A 16,329-nucleotide genomic window follows, 5' to 3' on the forward strand; every position below is an offset into this window, starting at 1 on the left:
GCGACACGGACACGGACAGGGAACCCGGCGCACACGGCGCACACGGCGCGCGGGCCGCGCACCACCGGACCGAACAGCTCCAACCAGGCCTCCGGCAGCGGTCGTTCGCGGCAGCCTAACCGCGCCGCCCGCTGCCCGTCAGCAGCGCCACGCGCCCGCCGCCCGGCCCGCCGTCACGGCACATCCCTGTGTCGGCCGGGTCAGCCCGTGCCGTGTGCCGCGTCGTCGTCCCGGCTCTGTGAGGGCGTCGCGGGGCAGCTCCGCCGGAACGGTACGCCGGGCAGGTGAACACGCCATTCGAAGGGCGCGAAACCACCGTCGGCGACGCGGCACGCCATGCCGAGGGGGTCGGCCGCGATGGCCGGGCCGTCGCCGAGGTCCCACAGGCGGACGCTGCCTTCGCTCGTGGTGAGCACGGTCCGGCCGTCGGGGGCGAACACCACGTCCCACACCGACCCGGGATGCGGGAGGGTCCCCGCCACGTGGGCCCGGGCCGGTTCGGTGACGCTCCAGAGCGTGACGGTACTGCCCCATACTCCGGGGGCCGTGGCCACCAGGGTTCCGTCGGGGTGGATCGCCTGTGCGCGCCCGTCGATGGTGCCGAGCAGTTCGGGGCCGTCGCGGCCGCGGACGTCCCACAGTTGGGTACCGGTCACCGCGATGTGGCCGTCCGCGCTGAACACCTCACTGCTGCGGACGTCGGCCAGGGCATCGCGGGACAGGGGCACCAAGCCGTCGTGGCCCGCCCCGGCCTCCCACAGGCTGACGCCCCCGTCCCGCTCGGGGACGACGAGCCGGCGCCCGTCGGGGCTGAAGGCGAGGTCGCCGAGCGCGCTGTGGCCGGCGACCTCGGAGACCACCGAGGGGTCGGCCGGGCGGGAGACGTCCCACAGGCGCAGTCCGTCTCCCAGAACGGCCAGGTGCGGGGCGTCGGGGGCGAAGGCGAGGGAGGGCCCGAGATCGTCGTCCGGCGCCCCGCGGAGCTTGCCGGCGAGGCGTGCGCGTCCGGGGTCGGTGACGTCCCACAGTTCGACGGCGTCGGCGTACGCACAGGCCAGCAGGGTGCCGTCGGCGCTGAGGGCGAGGTCGGAGGTGCCTCCCCCACGGGCCGGGAGCGTGGCGGTGCGCCGGGGCGCGGCGCGGTCGGAGAGGTCCCACAGCTCGATCCGGCCACGCCGGACGAAGGCCAAGGTCGAGCCGTCCGGGGCGAGTTCGATGTCCATCGTGTCGCTGTCACCGGGAATGGCCGCCGCGACACGGGCGGATGCGAACTCCCAGCGCACGGCCTCCTGGCGGCCCACCGACACCATCGAACGGCCGTCGGGGCCGAAAGCCAGGGTGTCGACGGGGCCGCGGCCGTGGCCCGCCAGGCCGGCCTCCCGGCGCGGTGTGCCGCGGTCGCCGAGCCTCCAGACGGCCGCGGTGCCGTCGAGGTGCCCGGTTGACAGCCGCGTCCCGTCCGGGGTGAAGGCGAGCCCTTCGACGTAGCTGGTGGTCGCGCTCCACCGGGCGACGGGCTCGGTCTCGTCGGGGGAGGTGACGTCGATGAGTCCGACGTCCTTCCATGAGGCGACCGCCACCAGGCGGCCGTCCGGGCTGAACGCGGCGGGGCCGGATCCCGGCAGCCGGTCGCCGGGCTCGGGGCGCCGGGGGTCGGCGACGTCCCACAGGCGGGCCTCCCGTGCGCCGGTCTCCTCCGAGACGGTGAGGAGTGTGCGGCCGTCCGGGGCGAACGTCACCGCGTCCGTCCCGGTGACGTCCCCGGTGACCGAGGTCCGGCGCGGGGACCGGGGGCCGGAGAGGTCCCACAGGGTGAGCGCGCCGGCGGTGGCGTCCTCGCCGCGCCGTCCCACCGCGGCCAGCCTGGTTCCGTCCCGGTCCAGGGCGACGGCCCCGGCCCGGCCGGGCATGTCGCGGACGTGCGGCGACGCGAGGCGCCGGGGGGCGGTGCCCTCGTGGAATCCGGTGATGTCCCACAGCGTCACCCGGCCGCCGCAGACGGCGGCGAGGAGGTGACCGTCCCGACCGCCGAGGGCGGCGCGTCCGAGGGTGTCCGAGGCGCACGGCAGCCTGACCGGCGGGGTGTCGGGGGCGGGGATCCGGCCGACGTCCCACAGGTGCAGTTCGTCGGCCGACGAGGAGACCAGCGTCCGACCGTCGGGGCTGAGCGCGGTGTCGAAGAAACCGCCGCGGCGCGAGAAGCTGCCGCGGTACGGGCCGGACAGCGTCTCGGACAGGCTCTGGCGGGCGTCGGCGGAGGGCTTGAGGGCGTACGCGGCGAGGGCCAGATCGAGGGCGTGGTCCGGGTCGGCCGTTCGCGCCGCTCCGGCCTGTGCCAGCAGGGCCCGCTGGGTGGCCAGCTCGTGCGCTTCGTCCGCGGCCTGCCACTGGCGCAGGGCGATCACCGTCGAGGCGATCGTCACGCACAGTGCCAGCGCCAGAGCCAGGGCCACGCGCTGCAGCACCTTGCGGCGCCGTGCCTCGCGGTGCCGTTCGTGGTCGGCGGCCCGCACGCCGGCGTCCAGGAACTCCTTTTCGCGTGCGGGCAGTTCGTCCAGTTCGAGGGCCGCCCGGAGTCTGCTGCCCCGGTAGAGGAACTCGGGTCTGCGGCCGCCGTCGTCCCACTCCGCGGCGGCCGCGCGCAGCCGCTGGCGCAGGAGCAGGCCGGCGGCGTCCTCCCGGATCCAGTCGCGGAGCGTGGGCCAGGCGCGCAGCAGCGACTCGTGGGCGATCTGCACGGTGTCGTGGTCCACGGTCAGCAGCCGGTGGCGGGCCAGCCGGTCGCGGATCTCCCGGGTGCCGTCGGGCAGGTCGCTGAGCGGGACCCGGTGGCGCACGACGGCCGTGCCCCCGTCCGGAGGCAGGTGCACCAGGAGGAGGAGCAGGGTGCGGAGTGTCCGCTGCCCCTGCTTGTCCAGGGATCCATGGAGATCCCTGCCCGTGGTGGCCACCGACTCCCAGATGCCGCCGGTGGCCTGGTAGGCGGCGAGGGTGAGCCGCGTGCCGCTGCGGCGCCGCCACGTCTCGCGCAGCGCGTGGGCCAGGAAGGGGAGTGCGGCTGCCGTGTCGGTGTCCTGGCCCTGGGTCAGGTCGCGCAGCAGCCGGTCCGTCAGTCCGTCTTCCAGGGTCAGGCCCACGGCGGCGGCCGGCTCCTCGATGGCGGCGCGAAGTTCCGGCTCCCCCATCGGGGACAGTGTGAGGGCGCGGGGGAGAACACGTTGCAGCCCGGGGTGGGCCAGGCAGTTGCCGTAGTGGTCGGCGCGCAGTCCCAGCACCACCTTCGGACGGGGGCCGGGTCCGTCACCGGTGAGGAGGTCGAGGAACGCGGCGCGTTCCCCGGGGTCGTCGCACCGGGTGAAGACTTCCTCGAACTGGTCGACCACCAGGAGCCGGCAGGCCGGCCGGCCCGGGCGTGGGTCGGGGAAGCGGCCCTTTCCGAGGCCCGCGGCCGCCTCGTCCGGTGTCAGGCCGGCCGCGGCGGCCCAGGCCCGGGCCAACGTGCGCATCGGGTTCCTGCCGGGGGCCGCGAGGAGCAGTGCGGGGGTGCGGGCCGGTGTCCCGCCCGGCCCGCGGGCCTCCAGCCGGGCGAGCAGGCCGGCGCGCAGCAGGGAGGACTTGCCCGCGCCCGATGCCCCGATCAGGACCACCGGCCCCCTGTCCGTGTCGTCCGTGGCGGCGTCGAGGAGGCGGGCGGAGAGGTCTCCGCGGCCGAAGAAGTACGGGCTGTCCTCGGCCCGGAACGGTTCCAGGCCGGGGTAGGGGCAGGGCACGTCCGCCGGCGGCTCCGCTCCGCCGGCGGCAGCGGCCGGGGCGGCGGGGTAGGCGCGGTTGCGGGCCAGGACGAGTGAGCCCAGCATGCCCTCGCTGTGGCGGGCGGGCCGCACTCGCGGGTCCTCCGCGAAGGCCCGGTCCAGCGCGGCGTGGAGGGAGTCGGCCGTCAGCCACGGTGGTCCGGCCGGATCGCCCTCGCGCAGCAGCCGCAGCAGCCGCCCGGTGAACAAGGTGTGGCGTTCGCCCTCGGGGGCGAAGGAGAGCGCGAAGTGCGAGGCCGAGCTGAGGAGGAAACTGCCCCGCGGCCGGGCGGTGGCGAACGGCCTGCGGGCTCCGCCGTCGGACGGTGGCGGGGTGCCGCGTCCGGAGAAGCAGCAGTCGAGGACGACCAGGCTGCCGTGGGGAGCCTCACCGAGCAGATCGCGCAGGGTGCGGTAGGGGACCGCCTGGGCAACGCGGTCGGCGCCCCTGCTGGCGCGGGTGGCGAGGTACAACGCGTCACGGGGGCCGAGCAGACCGTGGCCGACGTAGTACACCAGCACGGGTCCGCCGGCGCGGCCGGTGGTCTCCTCCACCGCGGCGATCACCTGGGCCGGGCCCGCGTCGGCGGGAACACGGGTGACCTGCGCCGGGTCCATCCCGCAGATGTCGGCCAGCGTTCGCTGCACCTCGTCGAGTGTGGTGTCGACCGACGGCAGAGGGGCGAGCCGTGATCCCGGGGCATGGGCCCCGGTGCCGAAGAGGACCGCGCGGACCTCCCCGTCCGCGAGGCTGCCCGTCATGACGGTGAGGAGGAGGAGTCACCTTCTTGCGCCGGGGCGTTTCCTCCTGGTCGTGCCAGGCGTTCGGCGAGGGCCGCGGCTTCCTCGGGGGTCATCGAACGTGCCTGGCGGGAGGAGATGGTGATCTCGGTGCCGTCGGGGCGGGTCACGGTGATGGTGTGGCTCGCACGGCGGGTCTGAGCCCAGGCGACGACCGCTCCGGCGAACACCGCGGCGACACCGCCGGGTTCCAGCACCGCGACCAGCGCGTCGGTGGCCGCGCCCATGGCGCCCGCCGGGGCCGTTTCCGGCTCCCCCGCGTCGACGCGGTCCACGCGGCCGCGGAGCTCCGGCAGGCCGGTCAGCCAGCTCCGCAACTCCGCGGCGCCGCTTCCCTCCTCCGCGTCGTCGCGCACCGTCACCACCAGACGCATGGTCCCCCCGTCCGCACGGAATCCTCTCCGCGAGAGCGTAACGCCCCGGGCCGCTAGGGGTGGGAGGGTTGCCCTTCGGCCGCCGGTCGCCCCGCAGCCGTGCCGACGGCACCGTGCACACGGGACAGCCGCCGCACCCGCCGGTGCCGTGCGGTTCGATCACGGCGGCTCGGAGACGGCGGCGGCCGGCCCCGGCACCTCCGGTCCCCCACTGCTCACCGGTACCGGCCACCTCACCGGCCACCCGGGCGGGAAGCCGGAGACGGTACCGAAGGAGCCCACACCCCGCCGCCGGTGCCCCGCCCCCGCCTCCTCGCCGCCCTCTCCCACGGCTCGCCGGGGAAGGCACCATCGGTGCGGACTACCCGCCCGCGCTCGAACACGGATGCGCCGCAGCGCTACGATCCCCGGCCATGAACGACGACGTGCGCAACCTCGTCCTCGGCGTGATCGGCACCGGACTCAGCGCGTCCATCGGCTGGTTCGCCCGGACCTACCTCTGGCGCCGCAAACTCCGCCGCAAGCAGCGCTTCTTCGGGCTGCCGACCAACTCCGAGTGCCTGCTGGTGGTCAACCGGTCGGCGGGGGCGAGCGACTGGACCGTCGCCCGGCGCGACGTGTTCGCGCTGCTGGAGCTCTCCGCGCTCATCAAGGACTGCGAGTCGCACGCGCAGATCGTCGCCCACGACACGGCGCAGCAGGGCTTCGGCGACCGCACGGAGTTCTGCATCGGCGGCCCGGTGTCGAATCAGCGGATGGCCGCCCACCTGTACTCGATGCTGCCGGGGATCTCGGTGAACACCGACCCGGAGCCGGGCCCGGACCGCGGCTCGTTCAAGATCGGCACCGAGCGGTACCGCTGGGAGCCGGGCAGGGTCGAGCACGTCATCGTGGCGCGGCTCACCGCCGAGGAGAAGAAGCGGCCGGTGTTCCTGGCCAGCGGACAGCACTCGATCGCCAACCAGGCGGCGGTGCGCTATCTGGCGCGGCATCACGCCAAACTGGCCCGTAAGCACGGTGACGGCACGTTCGTCCTGCTGCTGAAGGTGGTCAACTCGGCCGCGTACGGGCCGGACATGGTCGAGCTGGTGGCCGATGTGACGGAGGCGGCCACCACGCCGGCCCCGGTCCCGGGTCCCCGCGCCTCCCGCCGGGCGGCGAGCAGCGGCTGAGCTGCGGGACGATCACCGTTCCGGACCGGGCATGGAGCCGCACGCGCCCGGCGCCCCTCGGTCGTCGGACGGCCACCGGTGCCCAGCCGCATCCCACTTCCGCGACCGGGGCCGCCGCATTGTTACCGTCGCGTAACATCCCGGCCTATTACCCCCGGTAAACCCAGAGGTTACCGTCGAGTCACTTCCGCGTGTTCGCGTGCCGGGCCTCACCCACCCGGCACCGATGTCAGGAGCTGACCCCCATGGGACACCCTCGTCGCAAGCCCCTGCGTGCCTCCACCGCCGGCGTGGCCTCGGCCGCCCTGCTCGCCGGCACCGCCCTCTCCCTCGCCCCCGCCGCGCCCGCCCAGGCGGCCGAACCCGTCCCCTCCGCCTCCTCCATCACGGCCGACACGACCCTCGCCTCCCCCACCGTCCGGTTCGTCGAGATCGCCGGCCACGGCGGGACGAAGCTCGCCGCGAACGTCGTCACGCCCGCCGGCAGCGACGGCTCCCGGCGCTACCCCCTCGTCGTCCTGCCGACCAGCTGGTCCATGCCGCAGATCGAGTACCTCGCTCAGGCCCAGCAGCTCGCCGACGACGGCTACGTCGTGCTCAGTTACAACTCCCGCGGCTTCTGGCAGTCGGGCGGCGAGATCGAGGTGGCCGGCCCCGAGGACATCGGGGACGCGTCCAAGGTCATCGACTGGGCCCTCGCCAACACCCCCGCCGACCCCGGCGCCATCGGCATGGCCGGCGTCTCGTACGGGGCGGGGATTGGGCTGCTGGCCGCCGGGTTCGACCACCGCGTCAAGGCCGTCGTCGCGCTGAGCGGCTGGGCCGATCTGATCGACTCCATCTACAGCGGCCGGACCCAGCACCTCCAGTCCGCCGCGCTGCTCACCGGCGCCGGCTACCTCACGGGCCGCCCGAGCGACGAGCTGGAGACGGTGCTGAAGGGCTTCTTCGCCTCCGACCTCTCCCAGGAGGAGTCCATGCTCGCCTGGGGGAAGAAGCGCTCCCCCGTCACCTACATCGACCGGATCAACGCGGGCGGCGCGGCCGTCATGCTCGGCAACGCCTGGGGCGACTCGATCTTCCCGCCCAACCAGTACGCCGACTTCTTCGAGAAGCTGACCGTCCCGAAGCGGCTGGAGTTCCGCCCCGGCGACCACGCCACCGCGGAGGCGACCGGCCTGCTCGGACTGCCCAACGACGCCTGGACCAGCGCCCACCGCTGGCTCGACCACCACCTCAAGGGCGAGGACAACGGCGTCGACCGCGAGCTGCCGGTCCGGCTCAAGTCCCGCTCCACCGGCGCCTACGAGAGCTACGCCGACTGGAAGTCCGTCCCGTCCAAGACGGAGCGGATCGCGCTGGGCACCACCCAGCACATCAACACCAACCTCGACTCCGGGGCCAACGGCGGCACCCTCATGCTCTCCAGCATCCTGGACCAGTTCTTCCGGCTCCCGCCCATGGCCTCGATCCCGCTGCTGCCCCGCTCCCTGGCCGCCGTCTGGCAGTCGGAGCGCTACCCGACCGAACAGCGCGTCCGGGGCACCGTGAAGCTGCACACCACCGTCACCAGCGACAAGTCCAGCGGTACGGCCGTCGCCTACCTCTACTCCGTGGGCCCGCTGGGCCTCGGCAAGCTCGTCACCCACGCGCCCGTCACCTTCCACGACCGCACCCCCGGCAAGCCGTTCACGGTGGACCTGGAGCTGTACTCCACCGCGTACGACGTGCCCGCCGGGCACCGGCTGGCCGTGGTCGTCGACTCCGTCGACCCGCTCTACATCGAGCACAACCCGAGCGGAGCGGACCTCGTCTTCTCCTCACCCGCCGGCGACCCCTCGTACGTCTCCGTGCCCCTGCGGGACTGACGCCGGCCGCACGGCAGGGCACAGCCCGCTTGCCGACGGCGGCGGCACCCTCCGCGGACTCCCGTCCGGCCGGGCCCTCATCCGGCCGGGCGGGGCCCCGGGGTGCGGAACACCGGTTCGGCGGAACCGGTGCGCCGCACCCCGGCGGCGCGGAACACGGCCCGGGACGGCACCGTTCCGCGCCAGGGCCCGCGCGCCGGCAGCGGCCCCAGCGGCCGCACGGCAGCGGCACGGCTCAGGCCTCGGCCGCCTCCGCGTACACCTGCGACAGCTCCGGCGCCCCGCTGACCGCCCAGTCGACGCCGTCACCCACCGCGTCCAGGTCCCGCCCCGACGGGAGCCGCACCACCGGCCCCACGCCCGGCCACAGCTGCCACTGGGCACCGGGCACCGTGCGCACCACGACCGTGCCCAGATAGAGACCCGCGTCGTTCCCCAGCCGGGACAGCTCCTCCGGGTCGTCGCGCCAGCGCGGCAGCAGCTGGTCCAGGGCCGCCAACGAGGCGGGACTGCCGTCGAGTTCGATCCCCGCGGACTCCGCCCGGGCCCGCAACAGCTCGCATTCCGCGAGCAGTTCCGCCGGTCCCTCGCCCTCCTCGCCCCACAGCTCTCCCGCCCGGCTCCGTAATGCCACTCCGCGTCCCGGCCCCCGCCGCCTGCGCCATGTGCCCAGAAAAGGGATGTCCATACCGGTCAGCGTGGCACCCGCGGCCACCCGGATGCCACAAGGCGCGCGGTCCCCATCTGGCCGATTGTTCGCACCGATGTCATCCTGGACTCTCCGGGGCTTCATCCGGCACCTGTCGTATCGCTGCTGCGCGTTCGCCCGCCCGCGTCCCGCCCGCGGCCGTGCGAGCGCCGTCGCCGTCGTTGTCGCCACTGATGGGGTTGGTCGCCGATGCCGAGGTCCAGGGCACGCCGGGAAGCACGGCTCGGACGGGCGCGCCGGAAAGCACCTCCCGGACGCTGGGGCACGGTGCTCCTCACCAGCCTCTCCCTCGTCCTCACGGGCACCCCCGCCCTGGCCGGCCCCGCCGAACGCGCGCCCGCCCAGCACCGCCCGCTCCCTCTCCACCGGCTGTTCGACAACACCGCGATCAGCGACGACACCCGGCCGGACGACGCCGACTTCGACGGGGACGGCCGCTCCCTCTCCGCCGGCGACCTCCGAGCGGCCGGCTGGACCCCGGGCCGCTCCCTGGCCCTGCACGCGGCCCGGCTGACCTGGCCGCGCTCGGCACCCGGGGAGCCCGACAACGTCCGGGCCGACGGCCAGACCGTGGCCCTCAGGGGCCGCGGCGGCTCCGTCACCTTCCTCGTCGCCGGCACCGGCGGCACCGCGAGCGGCAGCGGCACCATCCGCTACCGGGACGGCACGCGCGGCACCTACACCCTGACCGCCCCCGACTGGCGCTCCGGACCGGCCGCCACCAAGGCCGTCACCCTCCCCCACGTCAACACCCCGGACGGGCAACTCACCGAGAAGGCCCGGCTGTACGCGGTGACGGTGCCCGCGGAGCGCGGCCGGGCCATCGCCTCCGTGACGCTGCCCCGCGACCCCGGGCCGGAGACCGATCTGCACGTCTTCGCGGCCTCGGTCCGCGAGGCGGACGCCGGCTGGTCCGGCAGCTGGTCCCGGGCCGTCGGCGGCTACGCGAAGGTCGGGCCGTGGGAGGACCGGACGCTGCGGCTCGTCGTGCACACCACCACCGGCGGGCGCGGGCTCCGGATCCGGCTCGACAACACCTTCGCGGACGCACCCGTGCGGATCGGCGGCGCCACCGTAGCCGTCCAGCGGGACGGCGCGGAGGCCCGGGGCGAGCCGGCGCGGCTGACCTTCGGCGGCCGGTCCGGCACCGAGATCCCCGCCGGTGCCCAGGCGTGGAGCGACCCGCTCGGCTTCTCCGTGCCGTCCGACACGAACCTGCTGGTCAGCTTTCATCTGCCGGAGACGGTGACGGCCGTACCGGTGCACACCAAGGCCATCCAGCGCTCCTACCTCAGCGAGCAGCACAGCGGCGACCGCACCGGGGACGCGAGCGGCACGGCGTTCACCGGCTCCCTCACCACCTACCCCTTCCTGACCGGGGTGGACGTGCGCGGCGGCCCCGGGTCCGTGGTGGTGCTCGGCGACTCCATCACCGACGGCAACTACTCGGAGGAGGGCGGCAACCGGCGCTGGCCGGACGTGCTGGCGCGGCGCCTCCTGGCCCAGGACGACGTGCCCCGGTACGGGGTGCTCAACCAGGGCATCTCGGCCAACCGCGTCGTGACCGACCGCTACCCGGGAGAGGGCACAGACCGGGACACCGCCGGCGTCAGTGCACAGCACCGCCTGGAGCGGGACGCGTTCGCGCAGACCTCCGCCCGCACGGTCGTCGTCTTCGAGGGGATCAACGACGTGCGCTGGGACACCCCGCCGGAGCAGGTGATCGACGGGCTGCGCGCCATCGGGGAGCGGCTGCGGGCCCGCGGGCTGCGCGCCGTCGCGGCGACCCTGACGCCCTGCGAGGGCTACCCGGACTGCACGCCCGAGGTGGACGCCCGCCGGACGGCCGTTAACACGTATCTGCGCGAGCGGGGGACGCGGGAGGACGGCGGGCCGTTCGACGCCCTGCTCGACTTCGACGAGGTGCTCCGCGACCCCGGGCAGCCCACCCGGATGCTGCCCGCGTACGACAGCGGCGACGGGCTCCACCCCGGCCACGCGGGGCTCCGGGCGCTGGCCGACTCGATCGACCTGCGGGAGCTGGCGCCGCGCGGGCGGTGAGCCGGGCGGGCGCTGAGCCCGGCAAGCGCGGATCCGCGCAGGCACTGACCGGGCAAGTGGTGAGCCGGGCAGGCGCTGAGCCGCGCAAGCGGTGAGCCCGGCAGGGGGCCGGCCGCAGCGCGGGGCCGGTCCACGGCCCCGATCCGGCCCCGACCCCGCCCCTCGGCCTCCGCTCCCGGAACCCGGCCGACGGGACCGCCCGCCGGAAGCGCGACCCGGTGTCACCCGGTCTCCCGGAACGGGCCGTCACCGCCCCCGGACTCCGCGGATTCCCGGACCGGCCGGCCGGGCGTCCGAACGGCCGGGGCTCGCACGCCCGGGTGCCCGGCTGCCCGGCCGTCCGGGCCTCAGACGTCCAGGTCGACGACCACCGGGGCGTGGTCCGAGGCGCCCTTGCCCTTGCGCTCCTCGCGGTCGACGTACGCGTCCTTGACGGCGCCCGCCAGGGCCGCGTTGCCGTAGACCAGGTCGATCCGCATGCCGCGGTTCTTGGGGAAGCAGAGCTGGCGGTAGTCCCAGTAGGTGTACGGGTGTGCGTACTTCAGCGGGCGCGGCACGACGTCGGACAGGCCCGTGTCGCGGAGGGCGGCCAGCGCCGCCCGCTCCGGCTCGGTGACGTGCGTGGAGCCCTCGAAGAGCGAGCGGTCGTAGACGTCCTCATCGGTGGGCGCCACGTTGTAGTCGCCGAGGACCGCGAAGGGGCGCTCACCGGCGGCGTCCGCCGCGACCGCCGCGCGCAGCGCCTCCAGCCAGCGCAGCTTGTAGGCGTAGTGGTCGTGGCCCACCTCACGGCCGTTGGGGACGTAGACCGACCAGAGGCGCACCGGGCCACACGTGGCCGCTATGGCGCGGGGCTCCGTCTTGCCGTCGTAGCCCGGGTCGCCGGGGAGGCCGGAGGTGACGTCCTCCAGGCCCACCCGGGAGACCAGGGCCACGCCGTTCCACCGCCCGTCGGCGTTGACCGCGGACTCGTAGCCCAGCTCCCGCAGCTGCTCGCGGGGGAACTGCTCGTCGGTGCACTTGGTCTCCTGGACGCACAGCACGTCGGTGCCGCTGCTCTCCAGCCAGGCCAGCAGCCGGGGCAGCCGGGCAGTGATCGAATTGACGTTCCAGGTCGCGATGCGCATGGCACCGAATCTACCCGGGACCGCCGACAGTCATGACCCGCCGTGACCGACCGCACGGACCCGCCGCCCGGAGCCGCCGCCAGGGCCCGGGCGGATCCCCTCTCAGAGCCCGATGCTGCCGCCCGGCTCCAGCCGGCTGTGCTCCGCCCCGGCCACACCGGGCCCGCCCGGGCCGAGCATCCGGTCGTAGATGGGCCGGGCCTGTGCGGAGAGCAGGCCGTCGTGGACGTCGATCGCCTGCCGCGGCCGCACCTCGCGGACGTAGTCGATGATCTCGGCGACCTTGTTCCACGGCGCGTGCACCGGCAGCATCAGCGTGTCCACCGGGCGGCCCGGCACGGTCAGCGCGTCCCCGGGGTGGAACACCGAACCGTCCAGCAGATAGCCGACGTTGGTGACGCGCGGGATGTCCGGGTGGATCACGGCGTGCAGTTCGCCGTGCACCTCGACCTCGAACCCGGCCGCCGTGAAGGTGTCCCCGTGGCCGACGGTGTGCACCCGGCCGGGGAACGCCGCGGTGAGCTGCCGGGCCACGCTGTCGAGCGTCCAGATCCGTGCCTCCGGGCTGGCCTCCAGGGCGGCCCGCAGCCGGTCCTCGGCGAAGTGGTCCGGATGCTCGTGCGTGACGAGCACGGCCTCCGCGCCGACCGCCGCGTCGGGCTCGCTGAAGCCGCCCGGGTCGATGACGAGCGTCCGGCCCTCCTTCTCCAGCCGGATGCAGGCGTGGCCCTTCTTGGTGAGCTGCACTGATCGCTCCTCCTGTCCGTACGGTGCCGCGGTGCTGCCGGGCGCCCGGCGGGGGCGGCGGCCCCGCACCGCCGGCCCTCCGCCGTCCCACCGGCCGCCTTGCCGCCGGCCATCCTGCTACACCGGCGGGGTGGTCTCCTGCAGGATCACCTCGCGCGCCACCTTGAACGCGGAGTTGGCCGCCGGCACCCCGCAGTAGACCGCCGTCTGCAGCAGAACTTCCTTGATTTCCGCGGGAGTCAGCCCGTTGCGGAGCGCGGCCCGGGTGTGGAAGGCCAGCTCGTCGAGGTGGCCGCCGGCGACGAGCGCGGTGAGGGTGATGACGCTGCGGGTGCGCCGGTCGATGCCGGGGCGGGTCCACACCTCGCCCCAGGCGTAGCGGGTGATGAACTCCTGGAAGTCGGCCGTGAAGTCGTCGGTGGTCTCGATCGCCCGGTCCACGTGGGCGTCGCCCAGCACCTCGCGGCGCACCTTCATCCCCGGCTCGTACGGGTCGGGCCGGCCGGCCGCCGTCTCCGCGGGGATCTCCGCCGGGGCGATCTCCCCGATGGGGCCGCCGCGGGCCCCGGGCGGCGGGGTGGCGATGGCCCGCCGGTCGGCGGACACGGCGGCCGGCACGGCACCGGGCGTACGGTCGGCGGCGCCCGGCCAGGAGCCGGCGAAGTGCCGTACCAGCAGGTCGGTGACGGCGGACGGCTGCTCCACGGGCACCAGGTGCGAGGTGCCGGGCACCAGGGCGAGACGCGAGTCGGGGATCCCGGCGACCAGGACGCGGGCGTCGGCGGGCGAGGTCACCCGGTCCTCGGACCCGGCGAGCACGAGCGTCGGCACGCCGATGCGGCCGAGTTCCTCGCGCACGTCGAAGATGGCGAGCGCCTCGCAGGCGGCGATGTAGCAGCCCGGGTCGGTGGTGCGCACCATCTGCACGGACCACTCGACGATCGCGGGCTGCGCGGCCGCGAAGGCCGGAGTGAACCAGCGCTCGGGCGCCGAACGGGCGATCGGGTCCAGCCCGTTGGTGCGGACGATGACCCCGCGCTGCCGGTGCTCGTCGGCCGTGCCGAAGCGGGCCGCCGCGGAGACCAGGGCGAGCGAGGCGACGCGGTGCGGGTGACGCAGCGCCAGCTCGGCACCGACGGCGCCGCCGAGCGCGCAGCCCGCGTAACCGAAGCGGTCGACGCCCAGGGAGTCGAGGGCGGCCAAGAGCCGGTCGGCGAGGTCGGAGACGGAGCCGGCGGGGTGCGCGGGGGCACCGCCGTGTCCGGGCAGATCGAAGCGGACGACGCGCCAGTGCCCGCTCAGTTCCGGTATCTGCCGGTCCCACATGTGCCAGGTGGTGCCGAGGGCCGGGCCGAGAACCAGTACGGGGGCGTCTTCCGGGCCGTCACAGCGGTAGTGCAGGGGGTTCGGTGCTGACTCGCTCACGCCCCAGAGCCTCTCACGTGTCACGAAATCTCACGCAGCCCGGGGAAGCCGGCGGCCCGACGCACCCACGGCTCGACTCGTCGGGCACTGCCGACGGCCTCAGGGCAAGTCTCTGTCGGAGTCTGAGAAAGCCGCCGATTCTCAAGGGGGCCGATTTCAGCCGCCCGGGTGGGGCCGCCCGGACGACGTCGCAGTCAATGACATGTGCGCGAGTGAGGGCCGGTTGGGCCCGGGCTGAGGGCCTTCTCCCACCGCGAGCCGACGGGGATCATGACCGCGTGCGGCACCAAGAGAAACTCCACGAACTACTCGAACACGCCGGACTCACGGTCGTCGAGGACGTGCGCCCGGGCAGCCTGTTTCCGCCGGAGGCCGGCTGGCGGATCGCGCGGGGGATCGCGGCGCCGGACGGCGTGGCCCGGGAAGCGCTCGATGCCGTGTGGTGGCGCCGTCTTCGCGACATCGACGGCGAGTTTCTGGTGGCCGTCCTCAAGCACCGGATCGGCGGCAACGACTCCTGGTGGACCCGGGTCCGGCACGCTGGGAGCGGCGTGCCGGAGTTGACCGGCGACCCCGGGTTCGTGGCGCTCTCCTTCGACGGGCAGGTGCTGCTGGCCGAGGTGCCCGGCGAGGGCGGGCCTCGGGTGACGGCCCTCGACCGACTGCCGGAGCGGCTGGAGGAGGCCGCCGCGGCCGCCGGGCGCGAGACGGAGGTCGAGCGCGCCAAGGTGTGGGCGGCGGTGCCCGGCCGACGTGCGTGGCCTCTGCACTGGGCGGAGGGGATCGGGTTCAATCGGGCTGCGACGGACGACCTGCTGATCCGGCTGCTGGATGTGGAGGAGGGCTTCCTGCATGGATGCGACCGGCCCGCCGTCCTCGACGCCGCCGTGACGCACCCCGATCCGCGGGTGCGGTCAAGGCCCGCCGACACCTTCCGGCCCAAGCTCACGTCCGATCAGTGGGTACGTCTGGTCCGCGCCGAGCCGTCCCCCCATCGACGCGTGCTCTGGGCGGAGCACGCCTGCGTCTGGGGCGCCGAACTCCCCGAGGACCTGTACGACGACCTCCTCACCGGCCCGTCCCGCGCGCGAGCCGCCGAGCTCCCGGGGCTCCCCGCACAACACCTCCCTGGCCTCGCGGCCGACGCCGATCCCCGGGTGCGGGCGGCCGCTTGTGCCCGGTGGGAGGACCTTGCTGCGCAGCTGCGGGAGCGGCTGCTGGCCGACACCGACTACGCGGTGCGCACGGCTGCGCTGCTCGCCCACCACACCGGCGTACCCATGCCTCGCGAGGTTTTCGCCGACCTGGCCGACCCGCGGCAGGCGCTCGAACGGTGCCGCCTCGCGCCCGACCTGGAGGCGGAGCTGGTCCGGGACGGGGACGCGGAGGTGCGTCGGGCTCTCGCCGCCAACCCCGGCCTGGGCGCGCACGGCGTCGCCGTGTTGGCGGAGGACCCGCGGGACGACATCCGCTCCGCGGTGGCGCTGCGCCCCGACCTCACCGAGGAGCAACGTGCCGCAGTCCGCCACGACTTCGACCCGACGTCGATGTCGCACACCCTGCCCTGGGTCGAGGACCTGCACGGCGACGCCGACGCGATGCGCCGTCTCGCCGCGTCGTCCCACCCGCTGGTCCGCCGAAGTGTGGCTCGAGCCCGGCACCTCCCGCCGGATGTCGTGGCGCGCCTGGCGCGCGACGGAGACCGGGTGGTCCGCCTGTTCCTCGCCGAATCCTGCGAGGACGCGCCGGCCGACATGCTGCTGGAGGTCTGGCGCTGGTGGGACGGCAGCTTCAGCCACCCCGGCCGGCCCCGCAGCCACCCCAACTTCCCCAGTGCGGGCCTGTTGCGCTACGCCGCCGACCCCAGCGGGCGAATGCGCCGCCTTGCCCTGGACGATCCAGAGTCGACACCGGCCGACGTCGCACGCCTGGCCCGGGATCCCGAAGCCGAGGTGCGCCGCCGCGCGGCTGAGGACCCTCGGCTGTCCCCGGCCGACGCGGTGCGGCTACTGAACGACCCGGAGGCCCACGTCCGCGACACCGCGGTGCGCAGTCCGCGGCTGCCGGCCCGCGTCCTGGGCGGGCTGTTGCACGACCGCGAGACAGCATGCGCAGCGGTCACCAACCCGGCCATCCCGGTCTCCGTCCTGCACCGCATCCTTACCGCGGCTACGGCAGCCCCGCGCTGAACACCGACACCCTGCACGGCGGCCGTGATGGTCCGACGCCGAACTCCGTTACGCCTAGCCGGCGG

The 16,329-nt window shown here is 74.8% G+C and carries 10 protein-coding genes; 4 read left to right on the top strand and 6 right to left on the bottom strand.

Translation table 11 applies throughout. The features are described 5' to 3' along the window. Positions 1-200: 200 nt before the first annotated feature. Positions 201-4,553: a caspase, EACC1-associated type gene (locus tag IF83_RS0123900; protein WP_030547462.1), complete on the bottom strand. Its 4,353-nt coding sequence runs from the start codon at positions 4,551-4,553 to the stop codon at positions 201-203. After that, on the bottom strand, positions 4,550-4,966 hold the full coding sequence (locus IF83_RS0123905) for an effector-associated constant component EACC1 (RefSeq protein ID WP_051723267.1): 417 nt from the start codon (positions 4,964-4,966) through the stop codon (positions 4,550-4,552). The genes IF83_RS0123900 and IF83_RS0123905 overlap by 4 nt, the downstream gene beginning before the upstream one ends. A 413-nt stretch (positions 4,967-5,379) precedes the next feature. On the opposite strand from IF83_RS0123905, the gene IF83_RS0123910 reads away from it, so the two are divergent. Together IF83_RS0123910 and IF83_RS0123915 are read left to right on the top strand one after the other, a co-directional pair. Then, positions 5,380-6,138 (top strand): hypothetical protein, encoded by a 759-nt coding sequence (locus IF83_RS0123910; RefSeq protein WP_030547466.1) that lies wholly within the window; start codon positions 5,380-5,382, stop codon positions 6,136-6,138. A 245-nt stretch (positions 6,139-6,383) separates the two neighbouring features. Continuing rightward, a complete protein-coding gene (locus IF83_RS0123915; protein WP_030547467.1) occupies positions 6,384-8,006 on the top strand; it encodes an alpha/beta fold hydrolase in 1,623 nt (540 codons plus the stop codon). Between the two features lie 235 nt (positions 8,007-8,241). Here the strand turns inward: IF83_RS0123915 and IF83_RS0123925 are convergent, their stop codons facing one another. Next, a complete protein-coding gene (locus IF83_RS0123925) occupies positions 8,242-8,694 on the bottom strand; it encodes a DUF6278 family protein (protein WP_030547470.1) in 453 nt (150 codons plus the stop codon). Between the two features lie 288 nt (positions 8,695-8,982). Between IF83_RS0123925 and IF83_RS0123930 the strand changes: the two genes are divergently transcribed. After that, positions 8,983-10,776, top strand: a complete 1,794-nt coding sequence (locus IF83_RS0123930; protein ID WP_030547472.1) for an SGNH/GDSL hydrolase family protein — start codon at positions 8,983-8,985, stop codon at positions 10,774-10,776. Between the two features lie 347 nt (positions 10,777-11,123). Here IF83_RS0123930 and IF83_RS0123935 read toward each other — a convergent pair whose 3' ends face one another. The 3 genes from IF83_RS0123935 to pcaDC all read right to left on the bottom strand — a co-directional run bounded on the left by IF83_RS0123935 (position 11,124) and on the right by pcaDC (position 14,075). Further along, on the bottom strand, positions 11,124-11,903 hold the full coding sequence (locus IF83_RS0123935) for an exodeoxyribonuclease III (protein WP_030547474.1): 780 nt from the start codon (positions 11,901-11,903) through the stop codon (positions 11,124-11,126). Between the two features lie 102 nt (positions 11,904-12,005). Beyond that, positions 12,006-12,650 (bottom strand): MBL fold metallo-hydrolase, encoded by a 645-nt coding sequence (locus IF83_RS0123940; protein ID WP_030547475.1) that lies wholly within the window; start codon positions 12,648-12,650, stop codon positions 12,006-12,008. A 117-nt stretch (positions 12,651-12,767) separates the two neighbouring features. Next, the gene (gene pcaDC, locus IF83_RS0123945) at positions 12,768-14,075 is read right to left on the bottom strand and encodes a bifunctional 3-oxoadipate enol-lactonase/4-carboxymuconolactone decarboxylase PcaDC (protein ID WP_030547477.1); all 1,308 of its coding nucleotides are present in this window, start codon (positions 14,073-14,075) and stop codon (positions 12,768-12,770) included. A gap of 278 nt (positions 14,076-14,353) precedes the next feature. On the opposite strand from pcaDC, the gene IF83_RS0123950 reads away from it, so the two are divergent. Next, entirely contained in the window at positions 14,354-16,264 is a 1,911-nt protein-coding gene (locus IF83_RS0123950) for a hypothetical protein (protein WP_030547478.1), read from the top strand. Positions 16,265-16,329 lie beyond the last annotated feature (65 nt).

It is taken from the genome of Streptomyces albus subsp. albus (assembly GCF_000719865.1).
In the GTDB taxonomy this organism is placed as follows: Bacteria; Actinomycetota; Actinomycetes; order Streptomycetales; family Streptomycetaceae; genus Streptomyces; species Streptomyces albus_E.

Excerpts from the sequence above, each read along its gene's own strand:
- IF83_RS0123900 (WP_030547462.1), bottom strand. The coding sequence starts at position 4,553 with ATGACGGGCAGCCTCGCGGACGGGGAGGTCCGCGCGGTCCTCTTCGGC.
- IF83_RS0123905 (WP_051723267.1), bottom strand. The coding sequence starts at position 4,966 with ATGCGTCTGGTGGTGACGGTGCGCGACGACGCGGAGGAGGGAAGCGGC.
- IF83_RS0123910 (WP_030547466.1), top strand. The coding sequence starts at position 5,380 with ATGAACGACGACGTGCGCAACCTCGTCCTCGGCGTGATCGGCACCGGA.
- IF83_RS0123915 (WP_030547467.1), top strand. The coding sequence starts at position 6,384 with ATGGGACACCCTCGTCGCAAGCCCCTGCGTGCCTCCACCGCCGGCGTG.
- IF83_RS0123925 (WP_030547470.1), bottom strand. The coding sequence starts at position 8,694 with ATGGACATCCCTTTTCTGGGCACATGGCGCAGGCGGCGGGGGCCGGGA.
- IF83_RS0123935 (WP_030547474.1), bottom strand. The coding sequence starts at position 11,903 with ATGCGCATCGCGACCTGGAACGTCAATTCGATCACTGCCCGGCTGCCC.